Here is a 17418-nt window from a genome sequence, read left to right on the forward strand (position 1 = left end):
CTGGATTGCGACCGCTGCGCGCTCGATCGCCGGCAAGGCCTGCTCCCACAGGTCCGGCGCTTGCCGGTGATGAGGCCGGTGCAGCCAGCACATCAGGGGTTGACTGGGTTGCGACCGCTGCGCGCTCGATCGCAGGCAAAGCCACACAGGTCCGGCGTGCACAGATCTACTGTGGGAGCTGGCTTGCCGGCGATGAGGCCGGTGCAGCCAGCACATCAGGGGTTGACTGGGTTGCGACCGCTGCGCGCTCGATCGCAGGCAAAGTCAGCTCCCACGGGTCCGGTACATGCAGGTCTATTGTGGGAGCCGGCCTTGCCGGCGATGAGGCCGGTGCAGCCAGCACATCAGGGGTTGGCTGGATTGCGACCGCTGCGCGCTCGATCGCAGGCAAAGCCAGCTCCCACAGGTCCGGCGTGCACAGATCTACTGTGGGAGCTGAGCAGCCGCTATTGAGTCCACACCACCCGCAGCAACGCCACCATCAACCAGGCCGTGGCCGCCAGGGCGGTAATGGTGCGCACATGGTTCCAGCGGTTCCATATCCGCGCATAGGTCGGCCAGGCACTGGCCGCCTCGCTACTGGCCGGGTCCAGGCGCGCCAGGCTCTGGTTTCGCGGCACGTTGAAGAGCATGGTCACCAGCACGTTACCGAGCAGATACAGGCCGCTGCCAATGCCGATGCACAGGCTGCCCGGCAATGGCCAGCGCAGCCAGGCCCAGGTCAGCAGAATCGCGCAGGTCACGGCGGTACCGAGAAACAGCGAGAGGAACAGGCGGTTGAGCACCACCTGGTTGATCGATTGCATGGCCGTCACCGCACTCTGTGCCGGAATGCGCTCCAGGGCCTGCATGACGAAGTTGGAGAAGGCGAAGAACAACCCGCCCATCAACCCGCAACCCAGGGCGGTAACAAGGATCAGCAACAACAGCAGGGTGTCGGTAATACTCATGGTTCAGGCCTTTTTCCAGGGTGGTCGTCGGGCATGGCAGGCGGCCTTCAGCTATCCTCAGAATCGGATGACAGACCTTTCGGTGTGCATCCAAGGTCGCACTTGGTAATCGGAAGTTACCTTTGCCTTGCCCACTCATCTGGCCCTGTAGTTTAGGCTCGCAACCCGGATCTTTCGTCGCGATTTGTAGTCTTTGATGCATGGAATTTGAAAGGAGATGCGCATGCTTGTCCGGTCACTGACCTTCGCCACCTTGCTGGCTATCGTTGCCGGTCCCGCCCTCGCTGCCGATAGCGATGACCCCTTGGGCCAGGATCTGTACAAGGCCCGCGCCTTGGTTGTGCTTGCCCCCAGTACCGCCGACCCGACCCTTCGCGCGTTGAACGCAGCGCTGGAAGACCCGGCCACCAAGGCTGCCTTCCAGGAGCGCAAGCTGGTGCTGTACAGCGTCGCCGGCATGATGGGCAAGCGCGATGGCAAAGACCTCGATCAGCAGGCCACCATGGCTTTGATCCGCCAGTTCAAGTTCAGTGCCCGGGATACGGTGGTCACCCAGGTGGTACTGGTGGGCAAGGATGGTGAGCAGCACCGGATAGAACACCCCGGCACCCTTGAACCCAAGGCGATTTTCGACGCGGTTGACCAGTTGCCGGCGGCAGAGAAAGCCATCGTGCCGCCGACCGTTGCCGATCTTAAGACTGACGCCACAAAGGCTAAAGAGGCCAAGCCGGGCAAGGATGGCAAAACGGCCAAGCCGGCCAAACCCGCCAAGCCCTTGCCACCGCCCAAACCGCTGGAGGATTGAGGCTTAGCGGCCGCCGGGACCCTTCGCCACACTAACTCCCGGTCTTGACCTTGCTCCACACCCGGGTGCGGATGCGCTCGTATTTGAGTGGCAGCGGCTCCAGGGCGAACAGGGTATCGAGCACCGCCTGGGGCGGGTACACCGACGGGTTGTCGCGGATCTTCGCTTCTACCAGTGGTGCGGCGTCCTTGTTGGCGTTGGGGTAGCCGAGGTAGTTGGTCGAGGCGGCGATCACCTCGGGGCGCAACATGTAGTTGATAAAGGCCAGGCCTTGCTGCGGGTTGGGCGCGTCTTTGAGCAGCACCATGCTTTCGAGCCAGAACGGCGCACCTTCGCGGGGAATGCTGTAGCGGATGTCGCGGCCATTCTTGGCGTTGTCGGCGGCAAGTCTTGCGTCAAACACCCCGCCGGACCAGCCCAGCACCACGCAGACATTGCCGTTGGCCAAGTCCGAGATAAAGCGCGAGGAGTCGAAGTAGGCGATATGCGGGCGCACCTTGAGCAGCAGCGCTTCGGCCTTGCGGTAGTCCTCGGGGTTCTTGCTGTTGTAGGGCAAGCCCAGGTAATGCAGGGCGATGGGGATGATCTCGTTGGGCGCATCGAGCATGGCCACGCCGCAGTCGGCCAGCTTGGCGATGTTTTCTTCCTTGAAGATCAGGTCCCAGGAGTTGAGCGGTGCGGCATCGCCCAGGCGCGCCTTGACCTTGTCGACGTCATACCCCAGGCCCGTGGTGCCCCATAAATACGGAGCAGCGAAGCGGTTGCCGGGGTCGTTGTTCTGCAGTTTGGCGAGGATCTGTGGGTCCAGGTGCGGCAAGTTGGGCAACTGGCTGCGGTCGAGCTCGGCCAGCACCCCGGCCTTGATCAGGTTGGGCAGCAGGTCGCCGCTGGCAAATACCACGTCATAGCCACTGCGCCCGGCCATCAGCTTGCTCTGCATCACATCGCTGTTGTCGAACACGTCATACACCGGGGCTATGCCCGAGGCCTGCTGAAATTCCTTGGTGGTGTTGGGGGCGATGTAGTCGTACCAGTTGTAGATGTGCACGCTGGGTGCGCTGCTTTCGGCGGCCTGGGCGACGGCGACGTTGAGCAGCGCGGCGAGTACCAGGGGGATAGGGCGGGTCGACTTCATGGGGCTCTCCGGGCTCTTGTTGTAAGGGATAGCGCTCAGGGGATCAGCAGTTCGCGGCGCCCGTCAGGGTGTTCGATGCGTTGGCCGGGCAGTTGCAGGCGCCGGTCGGCCAGGTAGTCGTAGGCGCGGCGGGCGTGTTCGAGTTGTTGCAGGTCCAGCTCGATGACCTGCCGGCAGGCCTCGCGCCCGGCTTCGAACAGCAGGCGTCCGTGCGGGTCGACCACCGCGCTGGCGCCGGCGAACACCAGGCCGTCATCGCCTGCGCCGACGCGGTTGACCATCAGCGCAAAGGCCTGGTTTTCCTGGGCGCGGGCCATGATCGCGGTACGGTGCACCGGGCCGTAGGGGTCCATGTTGCCGTTGCTGACCACGATCAGGTCGACGCCCAGTTGCGCCAGGGCGCGGCTGCTTTCCGGCAGCTCGATGTCGTAGCAGATCAGCAGGCCGATGCGCAGGCCTTTCCAGCTCACCGTGGTGTAGCGATCGCCAGGCTCGAACAGGCCGCGCTCCGAGGGCCACAGGTGGGTCTTGCGGTAGCGCAGGGCGATGCCCTCGGGGGTCAGCAGCAGCGAGGTGTTGTAGTAGCGGCCGTCGGCCTTTTCGGCCAGACCGATCACCACCGCGACATCGCGTTCACGCACTGCCTGCAGCACGGCCCGGACGCTGGGGCCATCCACGGCTTCAGCGACCTCGGGCAATTGCGCGGCGCTGGCAAAGCCCATCAGCTGGGTTTCCGGGAACACCAGCAAGTCGCTGTCGGCCGCGCAACCGGCGATGGCCTCAAGGGTACGTTGCAGGTTGTAGGCGGTATCGCCGTCGCGGCCGGCGAGTTGTATCAGTTCGATCTTCATCGTGGTTCCTTGCGTAGGGCTGGAACCGAGTATGCGGCGCGACGGCGTGGGCGGTAATCACGTTGATGGAGTAACCCTGAATGGGTAATGGCGCTCAGATCTCCCGTTCAACAAAGGCGAAGTCGTCGTCGATCAACTGCTGCAGGTACTGATCGAAGCTGTCGGCAATCACTTCATAGCTGTCAGGGTCGTGCAGGTAGCGCAGCACCTGGCCGACGGTGCCGCCGGCGGCGGGGTTGAAGTCGATGTACAGCTTGGAAGTACCGCCATTGTTCATGCAGTGGGAGAAGCACAGGCGCTGGTTCATGCCCAGGTCGATGTCGATGCCCGGGCCGACGGTTTCCGGGTATTCGTCCAGGTAATCGCCGTAGATGCCGCGAATGCTGTCGGTGTAACCCCTGGCGTCTTCGAGGATCTGTGCGGCGGCGCTGAGGAAGTAGGGGTACTCTAATACGTCCGAGCCGAGGATCAGGACGATGACCGTGCCGCCTGGGTAGTCTCGGAAATGGGTCCCGTCGATATGGCCGAGCAGTTCCAGCAGGCTGGCGGGGCACAGCGGGTAACGCTCAGTGAGCGTCTGCAGGCCTTCGGCCGAAGCGCCGTGGGCAAGGTTCAACTGCTCAAGTGACTCGCTTGGCAGCGCCTGACGCAGGCCGGTGAGGTAGGTGGTGACGAGGGACATGAGGGGCGGTTCCTTCCTGAAAGAGCACAGATGATAGCCAGGCTGACGTAAATTCACCGGGATTGCGAGCGCTGCGCGCTCGATCGCGGGCAAGGCCCGCTCCCACAGGGTCGGCGCCGCTCTCAGGGTTTGTGAAAAACCTGTGGGAGCTGGCTTGCCAGCGATGAGGCCGGTGGGCCAGCTTGAGTGCGGCGCTCTTCCAACGCCTTCTATTATTCGCATAGAATGATAGAAATTCTCATTTGCTCTTCGAGTCGCCATGACCGATTCCAACCCCGCCCTGCGCCAGCAGGTCAGCCACCTCTACCAGGCTCATCACCGCTGGCTGACCGGCTGGCTGCGGCCGCGGGTGGAATGCCAGGACCTGGCCGCCGACCTTATGCAGGACGTGTTCGTCCGCGTGCTCAGCGCCGACGATGCCAGTGACCGCCTGCGCGCCGTGCGTGAACCTCGTGGCTACTTGGCGACCATCGCCCGGCGGCTGATGATCGACCACTTTCGCCGCGCGCGGCTGGAACGCGCCTGGCTGCAAGCGCTGGCCGAGCAGCCCGAAGCCCTGGATATCTCTGCCGAAGGCCGGGCCATCTTGCTGGAAACCCTCTGCGAACTGGACGCCATGCTCGCAGGCCTCGGCGCCCGGGTGCGCAAGGCCTTTCTGCTGTCGCAACTCGATGGCATGACCTACAAGGCCATCGCCCAAACCCTCGGCATCTCGGTGGTCACGGTCAACCGCGACATCGCCAAGGCCCTGCACCATTGCACGCTGTACAGCCTGCAGCACGAGGCCGACTGATGGCCGCCCTGGACTCGCGCCAACTCGCCGCCCTCGAGCAGGCCGCCGCCTGGCGTGCGCGCCTCGGTGACGAAAGCGCCGGCAATGCCGAGCAAGCCGCCTGGCACGCCTGGATGCAGGCCGACGAGCAGCACCGCTGGGCCTGGCAGCAGGTCGAACGGGTGCAGCAACGCCTGCAGCAAATGCCCACGCGCCTGGCCGGACGCACGCTGGAGCTGGCCGGCCAGCAGCCGGCGATGGGCCGGCGCGGTGTACTCAAGGGGCTGGTCCTGGTCGCCGGTGCCGGCGGGCTGGGCTGGGCCGGTTACCAGCAGGGGCGCCAAGGCCCCTGGTTCGCCGACTACCACACCCGCACCGGTGAACGCCTGAGCCTGACCCTGGACGATGGCAGCCAGGTCCAGCTCAACACCGCCAGCGCCCTGGATGTACGTTTCGACCCTCAGCAGCGTTTGCTGGTGCTGCGCGACGGCGAGGTGCTGATCACTACCGCCAAGGACCCGGCCAATCGACCCTTCCTGGTACGAACCCGCCACGGCACGCTGCAGGCGCTGGGCACGCGCTTCTCGGTGCTGGCCGGCGAAAACACCACGCGCCTGGCCGTGTTCGAAAGCCGCGTGCGGGTGCTGCCGGGCGAGCAGGGTGGCGGAGCGCTGCTGGAGGCCGGTGAGCAATGCCGTTTCGCCAACCCGGCGCTGGTGCTCAGTTCGCCACTGGAAACCAACCTGGACGCCTGGAGCAAAGGCCTGCTGATCGCCAACGAGCAGTACCTTGGGGCGTTTGTCGCCGAGCTGGCGCGCTACCGCCGCGGCTGGTTGCGCTGTGCGCCGGAGGTGGTGGGGCTGCGCATCAGCGGCACCTTCAGGCTCGACGACCAGGCGCAGATTTTCCGCGCCCTGGAAAGCACGCTGCCGGTGCGGGTCAGCCTGCGCACGCCGTACTGGGTGACGGTGCAGGCCCGTTAGCTAAAGTATTTTTCATGCAAATGATATTAATTCGTCTTGTCGTTCGACTTATGGGAGGCAGGCCCACTGCCTGAATGCCAACCAGAAGAGAACGCATCGAATGAGAACCCGCCGGATTCACCACGCCCTGCGCTGTTGCGCGTTGTTGTTGCCTTTGAGCATGACCCAGGCCGAAGCGGCCACGCGTACCTACGACCTGGCGCAGGATGATCTGGGTCAGGTGCTGACCCGCTTTGCCGCCGAGGCTGGAGTGGTGCTGTCGTTTGACCCGGCGCTGACCCAGGGCCAGCGCAGCGAAGGCCTGCATGGCCAGTACGGGGTCGAGGAGGGCCTGCGTGCCTTGCTCGCCAGCAAGGGCCTGGCGGTGATCAAGGAAGCGGACGGGCGCTACAGCCTGGTACGGGAAGTGAGCGAGGCGGGCGCGATCAACCTCAGCGCCACAGAGGTTACCAGCAACCAGTTGGGTACCATTACCGAGGAGAGCCATTCCTACACCCCCGGCACCATCGCCACGGCCACGCGTTTGGTACTGACGCCCCGTGAAACGCCGCAATCGATCACCGTGGTGACTCGCCAGCACATGGATGATTTTGGCCTGAACAACATCGACGACGTGATGCGCCATACGCCGGGCATCACCGTCTCGGCCTATGACACCGAGCGCAACAGCTACTACGCACGCGGCTTTGCCATCAACAACTTCCAGTACGACGGCATTCCCTCGACCTCGCGCAACGTCGGTTACTCGGCCGGCAACAGCCTCAGCGACATGGCCATCTACGACCGCGTCGAAGTGCTCAAGGGCGCTACCGGATTGCTGACCGGTGCAGGCTCGCTCGGCGCGACCATCAACCTGGTGCGCAAAAAGCCCACCGCCGAGTTCAAGGGCCACTTCACCCTCGGTGCCGGCAGTTGGGACAACTACCGCAGCGAGCTGGACGTCAGCGGCCCGTTGACCGACAGCGCCAATGTGCGTGGCCGGGCGGTGGCGGCCTATCAGGACAAGCATTCGTTCCTTGATCACTACCAGCGTAAGACCAGCGTCTATTACGGCATTCTCGAATTCGACCTCGACCCCGACACCTTGCTGACCGTCGGCGCCGACTACCAGGACAATAACCCCAAAGGCTCCAGCTGGTCGGGCACCGTGCCGCTGTTCGATGGCAATGGTGACACCAACAATGTCTCGCACCATTTCAACAACGCGGCGAAATGGAGCAGCTGGGAGCAGTACACCCGCACGGTGTTCGCCAGCCTCGAACATCATCTGGACAGCGGTTGGGTGGCCAAGGCCCAGCTCGATCACAAGATCAACGGCTACCACGCGCCGCTTGGCTCGATCCAGGGCTACCAGCCGCGCAAGGACGGCACCGCCGGTATCTATGCACAGAAGTACACCGGCGAAACCGTCAGCAACTCCCTCGACCTGTACCTGAGCGGGCCGTTCCAGTTGTTCGGCCGCGAGCATGAGCTGGTGATCGGCAACTCCTTCACCGCCTCGCGCTGGAAGGGCAACGACTACCGCAATGTCACCCATGCCAACAACAACATCGCGGACTTCCCCAACTGGGACGGCGACATTGCCGAACCCGACTGGGGCCCGGTGGCGGCGCGCACCGACGACAAGGTGCGCCAGAACGGCACCTACCTCACAGCCCGCCTGCACCCGACCGACGACCTGACCCTGCTGCTCGGCGGGCGCCTGGTCAACTACAGCTACGACGGGATCGAGGACAACAACAAGGAAAACGACCGCCTGGTGCCGTACCTTGGCGCGGTCTATGACCTCAACGACACCTACTCGCTGTACGCCAGCTACACCGATATCTTCATGCCCCAGGACGCCTGGTTCCGTGACCGTACCAACCGCCTGCTGGACCCGGACGAAGGGCAGAACTACGAACTGGGTCTGAAGGGGGAATTCCTTGACGGCCGGGTCAACGCCAGCCTTGCCTATTTCGAGATCCATGAGAGCAATCGTACGGTCGAGGACAACCCGTACAACGGCAGCCCGACCAACCCCGACGTGGCCTTCGCCTGGATGGGCGTGAAAGCCAAGACCAAGGGCTTCGAGGCCGAAGTCTCGGGTGAGCTGGCGCCGGGCTGGCAATTGCAGGCGGGTTACACCCATAAAGTGATTCGCGATGACGATGGCCAGAAGGTTTCGACCTGGGAGCCGCAAGACCAGGTCAGCTTCTACACCAGCTACAAGCTCAAGGGCGCACTGGAGCGGCTGACCGTCGGCGGTGGTGCGCGTTGGCAGGGCAAGGGCTGGCAGGTGCTGCACAATCAGCCCAAGGACATCGACCAGGAGTTCGCCCAGGACCCGTTCTGGCTGGTGGACCTGATGGCCCGCTACCAGATCACCGACAGCCTGTCGGCAACAGTCAATGCCAATAACCTGTTCGATAAACGTTATTACACCAATATCGGTTTCTATAATTCGATGTCTTATGGTGACCCGCGCAACTTGATGTTGACTACACGCTGGGATTTTTGACTGTTAGTAGGGTGCCTGCCACTCCCGCAGCAAATCTGTGTACGCCGTACCTGTGGGAGCTGGCTTGCCAGCGATGAGGCCGGTTCAGCCAACATCAGCCGTCGTCTGAGTTACGACGTTCGTGCTCCAGCAACCAGCGCTTGCGTTCAATACCGCCACCATAGCCGGTCAGCGCGCCGTTGCTGCCGACCAGCCGATGGCAGGGGATGGCCAGGCTCACCGGATTCAGCGCATTGGCCAAGCCCACCGCCCGCGCGGCTGCGGGGTTGCCGAGCTGTGCGGCGATCTGCCCGTAGGTGCGGGTGCTGCCCACCGGGATGGCTCGTAACGCCGCCCAGACGCGCTGCTGGAACGGGGTGCCGCCAGCGTCAAGGGGCACTGTATCAAACGCCTGCAATTGGCCCGTGCAGTAGGCCTGCACGGCATCGGCGAGCGCCGCCAGCCCCGCGGTTTCACGCAACTGCACGCCTGTGCCGAAGCGGGTGCGCAGCAGCCGCAGCAGGCGTTTTTCGGGCGCATCGAATTCCAGTGCCAACAGTTGCTGGCCGTCACTGACGATCAGCACCTGGCCCATCGGCGCCGGCAAGTGCAGGCGGCGCAGCAGCAATTCGCTCATGGGCAGTCCTCGTTCAGGCGTGTTCGATCAGCATCACGGCCAGGGTGTCGGCGTCCAGCGCGTCGAACAGATGCGGGGTATCGGCCGAATAGCTCATGTAGTCGCCGGCCGCCAGCGTCACCGCCTGCTCGACCGGGCCCACTCGGGCGCGGCCGTGGCACAGGATCACATGCTCAAGGGTACCCGGTGGATGCGGTTTTGACAGCCGTGGCTCACCGGGCTGCACCCGCACCCGGTAAATATCGCGCTGAGCCCCCGCCGGGCAGGCAGCGAGCAAGGTGGCGGCGTAATTGGCCTGCTCGGCGTGGCTGGCGGCGCCTTCATTGGCGCGAATCACCTGCACATGCTGGCGCGGCTGGCCCATCAGCCGGCTGACCGGCACCTGCAGCGCGCCGGCCAGGGCCCAGAGGGTTTCCAGGCTGGGGTTGCCGACCCCGGACTCCAGCTGCGACAGGGTGGACTTGGCCAGGCCTGCGCGCTTGCCCAGTTCGGTCACTGACAGGCCCAGGCGCTCACGCTCGCGGCGGATGGCGCTGGCCAGCAGGAGGATGGGGGAGTGTGCTTCGATCATGTGTTCGCTATACCGGTCAATTGTTCGTCTTGACGAACGGTTTTCATCTGTTCAGCATAACGGACCTTTGTTCGATATGACAGGAGTCAGCCCACCATGCACCTGAAAACACGCGGCACCCTGGAGATGACCGCCGCCATGCTGATCTCCGGCACGGTTGGCTGGTTCGTCCTGGCCGCAGACCAGCCTGCGGCCGCCGTGGTGTTCTGGCGCTGCCTGTTCGGTGCGTTGGCATTACTGCTGGCCTGTGCCGGGCTGGGTTTGCTGCGGCGCGGGAGGATTAGCTGGCGCCAGGCACTGGCGGCGGCAGTCGGCGGGGTGGCGCTGGTGTTGAACTGGGTGTTGCTGTTCAGCGCCTATGGGCATGCCTCGATCGCTGTGAGCACCGTGGTCTACCACACCCAGCCGTTTATGCTGGTGGGCTTGGGGATGCTGTTGTTCGCCGAGAAGATGACCGCTAACAAAGCCGGCTGGTTGCTGGCGGCGTTCGCGGGGATGCTGCTGATCGTCATGGCCGGATCGAGCGCTGATGCTGTCGCCGGTGACTACCGTCTGGGCGTGTTAATGGCGCTGGGCGCGGCGTTTTTCTATGCGATTGCCGCCGTTATCACCAAGCGATTGCACGGTGTGGCGCCGCAATTGATCGTGCTGATCCAGATGCTGGTCGGTGTAGGGCTGCTGGCACCCTTTGCGCAGGTGCCGGGGTTGACGCGTGCGCCCGCTACCTGGGCCTGGTTGGCCACCATCGGCATCGTCCACACCGGGCTGATGTCGACCCTGCTGTACAGCGCTATCCAGAAGATCCCCACCAGCCTGGTCGGCGCCTTGTCGTTCATCTACCCGGTGGTGGCGATCCTGGTCGACTGGCTGGCCCTGGGGCACCCGTTGGGCGTGCTGCAACTGGCGGGTTCAGGGTTGATTCTGCTGGCAGCGGCGGGGATGACGTTTGGCTGGACGCTGCGGATCACGACCGCTGCGCGGCCGATCGCTGGCAAGGCCAGCTCCCACAGGGGGCGCTGAGCGTCCCAGGACTATTCCTCAGAACCACCGATCATTACGCTTACGCCCACGGCTCAAGGCCGGCAGGATCAAGCCGGCGAGCAGGCCGGCACCGGCGATGCCGCCGCCGTAGACCATATAGCGCATCAGCACCTGCTTGTTCTCGTCACCCAGGCGCGCCTGGGTGCTGCGCAGTTCCGACTGGGTATCGCCGAGCTCGGCATTCAGCGCCTTGTTGCGCGCTTCCAGCTCGTCGATCAGCGCCTTGCGCGAATCAAGCGTCTCCTGCATGCCTTGCACCCGGGTCTTCCAGCTGTCGTCGATGGTTTTCAACTGCTCGCTGAGCTGGGTCACCTGCCCGGTCAGTTGCGGCAGGCGCTCGGCCTGGCCGGGCACGGTCTGCAGGTCGCTGCTGGTGATCCACACGGTGTCGCCGGACTCGCCGCGCACCTGGCTGTAGTTGCCCTGGGTGGCCAGCAGGGTGACCTTCTGCCCGGACTTGAGGTTGCCGACGATGCGGTGGCCATCGGTGGGGCCGCTGCGCACGTAGGTGGCCAGGCTGTCGCTGACCCAGCGCTCGTTGCTGCTGGCAGCTTCTTCGGCCTGTAGCGGGGTGGCGAGGACCAATAGGGCGCCTATCAGGCTGGCCGTCAGCAGGCGGCGCGCGCCCGGGTTGGAGGAGGAAAACAGCGTGGGCGCCGCAGCAACAGGACGAGAGATAGGCATGATGGTCTTCGCGTGAAATAAACAATAAAAGCCCGATGACTGGGCCGGTGAAGAGGCGGCGTGCGCGCAGGCCGCCAGCTGAAAGACCATATTTCTGCAGGCAGGTTCACTGAGCGGGGTAGGAAAATAGCAGCAAATGTTGCGGGCACAGGCTGTGCCCGCAAACGGGGGAGGGGCTTGAATCAGCTCACGACGCGGTAGCAGGGCACGTATTCGGCACCGCCCGGCAGCTTCATCCGGTGCTGGTCGACGAACGCTTGCAGCAGGTGGCCAAGAGGTTCGAGCACAGCGCTGTCACCCTTGATTTCGTACGGGCCTTTTTCTTCGATGAGGCGGATGCCCTTGTCCTTGACGTTGCCGGCGACAATCCCGGAAAACGCCCGGCGCAGGTTGGCGGCCAGTTCGTGCGGCGGCAGTTCGCGGCTGAGCGCGAGCTCGGCCATGTTTTCGTGGGTCGGGTCGAAGGGACGCTGGAAGCCCTCTTCGATCTTCAGCAGCCAGTTGAAGTGGAAGGCGTCATTGCGCTCGCGGCGGAACTGCTTGACCTCCTTGAGCCCGTCGACCATCTGCCGGGCCACTTCGGCCGGGTCGTCGATGATGATCTGGTAATGCGCCTGCGCCGATTCGCCGAGGGTGGCACGTACGAAGGCATGCAGCTGCTGCAGGTACGGCGCCGCGCTTTTCGGCCCGGTGAGGATCACCGGGAACGGCAGGCCACGGTTGTCCGGGTGCATGAGGATGCCGAGCAGGTAGAGGAACTCTTCGGCAGTACCGGCGCCACCGGGGAAGATGATGATGCCGTGGCCGACACGCACGAAGGCTTCCAGGCGTTTTTCGATATCCGGCAGGATCACCAGCTCGTTGACGATCGGGTTGGGCGCTTCGGCGGCGATGATGCCCGGCTCGGTCAGGCCCAGGTAGCGGCTGCCGCTCATGCGCTGCTTGGCGTGGGCGATGGTCGCGCCCTTCATCGGGCCTTTCATCACGCCCGGGCCGCAGCCGGTACAGACGTCCAGCTTGCGCAGGCCCAGCTCGTGGCCGACCTTCTTGGTGTACTGGTATTCCTCGGTGCTGATCGAGTGACCGCCCCAGCACACGACCATTTTCGGCTCCACGCCCGGGCGCAGGGTACGGGCGTTGCGCAACAGGTGGAAAACGTAGTCGGTGATACCTTGGGAGCTTTCCAGGTCGATGCGCTGGCTGGCCAGTTCGCTTTCGGTGTAGACGATATCGCGCAGGGCGCTGAAGAGCATTTCGCGGGTGCTGGCGATCATTTCGCCATCGACGAAGGCATCAGCCGGCGCGTTCAGCAGCTCCAGGCGCACGCCGCGGTCCTGCTGGTGAATGCGTACCTCGAAGTCCTTGTAGGCCTCGAGGATGGTCTTGGCGTTGTCGACATGCGCGCCGGTGTTGAGGATTGCCAGCGCGCACTGGCGGAACAGGGTGTACAGGCTGCCGGAACCGGCTTCACTCAGTTGCTGTACTTCTCGTTGAGACAGTGTTTCCAGGCTGCCTTTTGGGCTGACAGATGCATTGATGACTTCGCGTTGGGGCATTCTGGGTTTCCTGTGAGCGGGTAAACGTCCATCTTCAGAACACCACCATACCGACAAATTGTCGCAGCAACGAGTGCCTTTCGCTGTCAGGCCTTGTCAGCAGTATCTGGCGCGGCCCGCCAACCCACGGCGTGCAGGGCCTTGAGCAATTGCTCGGGCTTGAGGGCCAGCACCTTGCTGCCATGGGCCTCAAGGTCGGTGGCCGCCAGCAGGGCATTGACGATGGCTTCCTCCACGGCATCGGCCGCCGCGCTGAACAACGCCGAGATATGGTCGTTGTTGACCATCTGCACCGTGCTGGTCGGCGCCCCCGGGTGGCCGAAGTTGGCCGCCGGCAGGCTGTTGCCGGTGGAGAAGGCGATGAAGATGTCGCCGCTGGAGTCTTCGGTGCCGCCGCCGACCCGCGCCAGGCCGACACTGGCCCGTTGCGCCAGGCGCGTGCACTGGTGCGGCAGCAGCGGCGCGTCGGTGGCCAGGGTGATGACGATAGAGCCCATGCCCGGTTCGCCGACAGTGCGCGGTGCGCTAAAGGGTGAATGCACCTCCCCCAGCACCTGGCCGACCGGGTAGCCGGCTACCCGCAAGGCGCCGCGCACACCGTAGTTGGCCTGCACCAGCACGCCGACGGTCCAGCCGCCGGCCGCGCTGTCCAGTACCCGCGAAGAGGTACCGATACCGCCCTTGAATTCGTGGCAGATCATCCCGGTGCCGCCACCGACGCAACCTTCGGCCACCGGCCCCGACTGCGCCGCGCCAAGCGCTGCGTGGACATGCTCGGCAGTCACATGCTGACCCCAGATGTCGTTGAGCACGCCGTCGTAGGTTTCCAGCACCGTGGGCATGCACCAGTAGGTACGGGCCTTGCCCATCTCGCGCTCGGCCGCCACCAGCGCATCGCGGACCACGCCGACGCTGTGGGTGTTGGTGTAGGCAATCGGGGTGGTCAGCAGGCCAGCCTCGCGAATCCACTCAAGGCCAGTGGCATCACCATTGCCATTGAGCACGTGCACGCCGGCAAAGCACGGCTGCAGGCTGGCGGCCCGGGCCCGTGGCTCGATCACCGTGACCCCGGTGTTGACCGCGTTGTCGCCGCTGCCGCGCTGCACGGTGTGATGGCCGACACGCACGCCCGGTACATCGGTGATGGCGTTGAATGCGCCAGGGTTGCCCACGCCGATTCGAATGCCCAGATCACGTACACGCATTGATTCACAGCTCCTGTTGAAAGGTTTGAAGGGCCCGCAATGGCCGTTGCTCGCACAGCATGACAAGTGCTCGAGCAACGGCAATACTGCGTGCCGGTGTGCAGAGTCTAGGAACTCGACCTGCCGCTGGCGATTCCCCCCAATCGTTACCCCCTAGGAGTTACCGGTGAACCTGCTATTCGAAGCCGCCGCCCATCACCATGGCCTGGCCCGGGTCATTGACCAGCTGGGCAGGCCGGGGTTCTGGCACCAGTTGATCGTGCTGCTCGATCAACTGCTGCCTTGCGACACAGCGCTGGCCCTGCTGGTGGAGCGTGAGGGTGCGCCTGTGGTGCTGGAGGAGTTCGACCGTGGTTTTCGCAATGCGCCTGCGGCGGCACCGCTGTACCTGGGCGGCCTGTACCTGCTCGACCCGTTCATCCAGGCCATGCGCGACGGCCTGGCCGATGGCGTGTACCGCATGGAAGAGGTGGCGCCGGACGAGTTTCGCAAGAGCGACTACTTCAACAACTACTTTCGCGCCCTGGTCGGCGAGGACGAGCTGCAGCTGATCCTCAACCTCGACGCGGGCAAGGTCCTGGCCATTTCGTTGGGCGCCAATCAGCGCTACGACACTGCCGCCATCGGCCAGTTGACCCTGCTGGCGCCGTGGCTGCTGGCGCTGATGCGCCAGCACTGGCACCAGCAGCATCCTCAGCAGGTCACAGAGCATTCGACGCCGGTGGAGCGCGCCCTGGAGCATTTTGGCAGCGACACCCTGTCGGCCCGCGAACTGGAAACGGCCCGCCTGGTGCTGCGCGGCAACTCCAGCAAGGCCATCGCCAAGCGCCTGGACATCTCCCAGGAGACGGTCAAGGTGCACCGCCGCAACCTGTACAGCAAGCTTGGGGTATCGTCCCAATCGGAGCTGTTCAGCCTGTTTTTGCAACACCTGGGACAACACGACCATCAGGAGTGAGTGATGCTACGGATACTCGGCAAGGCTTCATCGATCAACGTGCGCAAAGTGCTGTGGACCTGCGCCGAATTGCAGCTGCCGTTCGAGCGCGAAGACTGGGGCTCGGGCTTTCGCTCGACCGAGGATGAAGCGTTCCTGGCGCTGAACCCCAACGCCATGGTGCCGGTGATCGTCGACGGTGATTTCGTTTTGTGGGAGTCCAACACCATCATCCGCTACCTGGCCGGCCAGTATGGCGGTCAGCAGCTGTACCCGACCGCGCCCAGGGCGCGGGCGCGGGTCGATCAATGGATGGACTGGCAGGCCACTGACCTCAACGGTTCATGGAGCTATGCCTTTGTCTCGCTGGTGCGCAAGGCCGCGACCCACCAGGACCCGCAAGCGCTGGCGGCGGGTTGCCGCAACTGGGCGCGCAACATGACCCTCCTTGAGCGTCAGCTGGAGCGTACCGGAGCCTATGTCAGTGGCGCGGATTTCTCCCTGGCTGACATTCCCATCGGCCTGTCGGTCAACCGCTGGCTGCAGACGCCGCTGGAGCGCCCGGCGCTGCCGGCGGTCGAGGCTTACTACGATCGCCTGAGCGAACGTGAAGGCTATCGCTTGCACGGGCGCAACGGGTTGCCGTGAGGTCAACTTTAAGCACTGCGTAGGACCTGTGGGAGCCGGACTTGCCGGCGATCGAGCGCGCAGCGGTCGCAATTCAGGCAACACTGGGTGTGCTGGCTGCACCGGCTTCATCGCTGGCAAGCCAGCTCCCACAGGTCCGGCGTACACAAATCCACTGTGGGAGCGGCGGGGCGACGCCTCGACTTGCCCCGCGATTCTACTTGGCCAGAGCCGTGAGGATCCGATGCGCCACCTTCACCCGCTCGGCAATCGGGTAGTTCTTGTTCGCCAGCAGCACAATGGCGATGCGTTTTGACGGCACGAACGCTACGTAGGCACCAAAACCATCGGTCGAGCCGGTCTTGTTCAACAAAGTGTTGGCCGGCAGTGGCCGCGCCGGTTTAAGCCAGGTCACCGGCTGCGCTTGCAGCACCATGGACGGCGCATTGCCGGCTTGCAGCTGTTCCAGGCTTACCGGGTAGGCATACTGCTCCCAACCCAGGCCCTGGGTCATTTCACCGACCTGGTAGTAGCCGGTCTGCGTCGTGGCGATGGCCCGTTGCAACGGCTTGCTCAGGCTGTGCGGCTGCATGTTCAGGTCCAGGTAGTGCAAGAGGTCCACCGCCGTCACTTTCAAACCGTAGGCTTCGCCATCCAGTGGCCCGGGGCCGACACGCACCGGCTGGTCCTGCTTGTTGTACCCCTGGGCGTAGTTGCCCATCTGTGCGGCAGGCACCTGCAGGTAGCTGTGCTGCAGGCCCAGTTGCGGCAGCAGCTGTTTCTCCATCAGCTCGGCAAACGGCGTACCCAGGCTTTTTGCCGTCAGGTAGCCAAACAGGCCAAGGCTGGGGTTGGAGTACAGCCGGTGGGTGCCAGGCGCGTAGTCGGCCTTCCAGTGGCCATAGTAGCCGGGCAGGTCGGCCTCGCCCTTGACTTCATCAGGGAACTGCAAGGGCAGGCCGCCAGCACTGTAGGTGCCGAGGTTGAGCAGGGTGATGCCATCGAACGCCGTGCCTTTGAGCGCAGGCCAGTGCTTGCTGGCCGGGTCACCCAGGCTCAGCTTGGCGCTGGCCTCGGCAAAGCCTGCGAGGGTGGCGGTGAAGGTCTTGCTCACCGAACCGATCTCGAACAGGGTGTCGGCGTTCACCGCCTGGCCGCTCTGCGTCGACGCTACTCCGTAGTTAAAGTAGTGCTGCTGGCCATCGACGCTGATGGCCACGGCCATGCCGGGGATGGCCTGTTGCTGCATCAGCGGGCGCACGGCGGCGTTTACCGTGGATGCCAGCGACGTATCGGCAAGGCTTTGCCCGGTGACCAGGCTAAGGGTCAGGGCGGCCAGAATCCCTGGCTTGAGGTTGGTTTTTTGGTGCATGATCGGCAACCTTTCCATAAGTGGACTGTTGTGAGCCTGGCTGCAGCAGGGAGCGCCAATCTAGGCGTTCGGCGCAGGCTCCACAAACGATGATATTTCGCAGCAGCCATTAGAAAAATTTGGGAGTCTGC

At 64.1% G+C, this 17418-nt stretch carries 17 protein-coding genes; 7 read left to right on the forward strand and 10 right to left on the reverse strand.

All coding sequences use genetic code 11. From position 1 onward, the window contains the following. Positions 1 to 446: 446 nt before the first annotated feature. Positions 447 to 950 carry an anthrone oxygenase family protein gene (locus BV82_RS11560; protein WP_036996044.1) on the reverse strand — a complete coding sequence of 168 codons (504 nt, stop codon included), beginning with the start codon at positions 948 to 950 and terminating at the stop codon, positions 447 to 449. A 223-nt stretch (positions 951 to 1173) separates the two neighbouring features. On the opposite strand from BV82_RS11560, the gene BV82_RS11565 reads away from it, so the two are divergent. Next, entirely contained in the window at positions 1174 to 1755 is a 582-nt protein-coding gene (locus BV82_RS11565) for a DUF4174 domain-containing protein (RefSeq protein ID WP_036996043.1), read from the forward strand. 31 nt (positions 1756 to 1786) lie between these two features. Here BV82_RS11565 and BV82_RS11570 read toward each other — a convergent pair whose 3' ends face one another. The 3 genes from BV82_RS11570 to BV82_RS11580 form a co-directional block, all read right to left on the reverse strand. Next, positions 1787 to 2890 (reverse strand): polyamine ABC transporter substrate-binding protein, encoded by a 1104-nt coding sequence (locus tag BV82_RS11570; RefSeq protein ID WP_036996041.1) that lies wholly within the window; start codon positions 2888 to 2890, stop codon positions 1787 to 1789. Between the two features lie 35 nt (positions 2891 to 2925). Next, positions 2926 to 3741, reverse strand: a complete 816-nt coding sequence (locus BV82_RS11575; RefSeq protein ID WP_036996040.1) for a carbon-nitrogen hydrolase family protein — start codon at positions 3739 to 3741, stop codon at positions 2926 to 2928. A 94-nt stretch (positions 3742 to 3835) separates the two neighbouring features. Next, on the reverse strand, positions 3836 to 4423 hold the full coding sequence (locus tag BV82_RS11580) for an SMI1/KNR4 family protein (protein WP_036996039.1): 588 nt from the start codon (positions 4421 to 4423) through the stop codon (positions 3836 to 3838). 259 nt (positions 4424 to 4682) lie between these two features. On the opposite strand from BV82_RS11580, the gene BV82_RS11585 reads away from it, so the two are divergent. The 3 genes from BV82_RS11585 (at position 4683) to BV82_RS11595 (ending at position 8678) form a co-directional block, all read left to right on the forward strand. Further along, positions 4683 to 5216 carry a sigma-70 family RNA polymerase sigma factor gene (locus BV82_RS11585; RefSeq protein WP_036996038.1) on the forward strand — a complete coding sequence of 178 codons (534 nt, stop codon included), beginning with the start codon at positions 4683 to 4685 and terminating at the stop codon, positions 5214 to 5216. After that, positions 5216 to 6178: a FecR domain-containing protein gene (locus BV82_RS11590; protein WP_036996036.1), complete on the forward strand. Its 963-nt coding sequence runs from the start codon at positions 5216 to 5218 to the stop codon at positions 6176 to 6178. Before BV82_RS11585 ends, BV82_RS11590 begins: the two co-directional genes overlap by 1 nt. Before the next feature lie 100 nt (positions 6179 to 6278). Then, the gene (locus BV82_RS11595) at positions 6279 to 8678 is read left to right on the forward strand and encodes a TonB-dependent siderophore receptor (RefSeq protein ID WP_036996035.1); all 2400 of its coding nucleotides are present in this window, start codon (positions 6279 to 6281) and stop codon (positions 8676 to 8678) included. A 94-nt stretch (positions 8679 to 8772) separates the two neighbouring features. On the opposite strand, the gene BV82_RS26510 is transcribed toward BV82_RS11595, so the two are convergent. Further along, the gene (locus BV82_RS26510; RefSeq protein ID WP_036996034.1) at positions 8773 to 9294 is read right to left on the reverse strand and encodes a methylated-DNA--[protein]-cysteine S-methyltransferase; all 522 of its coding nucleotides are present in this window, start codon (positions 9292 to 9294) and stop codon (positions 8773 to 8775) included. 13 nt (positions 9295 to 9307) lie between these two features. After that, positions 9308 to 9865, reverse strand: a complete 558-nt coding sequence (locus BV82_RS11605) for a helix-turn-helix domain-containing protein (protein WP_010221765.1) — start codon at positions 9863 to 9865, stop codon at positions 9308 to 9310. Positions 9866 to 9961: 96 nt separating this feature from the next. Between BV82_RS11605 and BV82_RS11610 the strand changes: the two genes are divergently transcribed. Further along, positions 9962 to 10885 carry a DMT family transporter gene (locus tag BV82_RS11610; RefSeq protein ID WP_036996032.1) on the forward strand — a complete coding sequence of 308 codons (924 nt, stop codon included), beginning with the start codon at positions 9962 to 9964 and terminating at the stop codon, positions 10883 to 10885. Between the two features lie 18 nt (positions 10886 to 10903). On the opposite strand, the gene BV82_RS11615 is transcribed toward BV82_RS11610, so the two are convergent. The 3 genes from BV82_RS11615 to BV82_RS11625 form a co-directional block, all read right to left on the reverse strand. Beyond that, positions 10904 to 11590 carry a TIGR04211 family SH3 domain-containing protein gene (locus BV82_RS11615; protein ID WP_010221768.1) on the reverse strand — a complete coding sequence of 229 codons (687 nt, stop codon included), beginning with the start codon at positions 11588 to 11590 and terminating at the stop codon, positions 10904 to 10906. Positions 11591 to 11772: 182 nt separating this feature from the next. Then, positions 11773 to 13146, reverse strand: coding sequence for a nucleotide 5'-monophosphate nucleosidase PpnN (ppnN, locus tag BV82_RS11620; RefSeq protein WP_036996031.1), 1374 nt, complete (start codon positions 13144 to 13146; stop codon positions 11773 to 11775). 86 nt (positions 13147 to 13232) lie between these two features. Then, positions 13233 to 14351, reverse strand: coding sequence for a DmpA family aminopeptidase (locus BV82_RS11625; protein WP_010221770.1), 1119 nt, complete (start codon positions 14349 to 14351; stop codon positions 13233 to 13235). Positions 14352 to 14517: 166 nt separating this feature from the next. Here BV82_RS11625 and BV82_RS11630 point away from each other — a divergent pair, with 166 nt between their 5' ends. Next, positions 14518 to 15309, forward strand: coding sequence for a helix-turn-helix transcriptional regulator (locus BV82_RS11630; RefSeq protein WP_010221771.1), 792 nt, complete (start codon positions 14518 to 14520; stop codon positions 15307 to 15309). A 3-nt stretch (positions 15310 to 15312) separates the two neighbouring features. Further along, positions 15313 to 15936, forward strand: coding sequence for a glutathione S-transferase family protein (locus tag BV82_RS11635; RefSeq protein WP_010221772.1), 624 nt, complete (start codon positions 15313 to 15315; stop codon positions 15934 to 15936). A 196-nt stretch (positions 15937 to 16132) separates the two neighbouring features. Here BV82_RS11635 and ampC read toward each other — a convergent pair whose 3' ends face one another. Next, on the reverse strand, positions 16133 to 17287 hold the full coding sequence (gene ampC / locus BV82_RS11640) for a class C beta-lactamase (protein ID WP_010221773.1): 1155 nt from the start codon (positions 17285 to 17287) through the stop codon (positions 16133 to 16135). Positions 17288 to 17418: the final 131 nt, after the last annotated feature.

The sequence above is a fragment of the Pseudomonas donghuensis genome, from assembly GCF_000696345.2.
Classification (GTDB): Bacteria; Pseudomonadota; Gammaproteobacteria; order Pseudomonadales; family Pseudomonadaceae; genus Aquipseudomonas; species Aquipseudomonas donghuensis.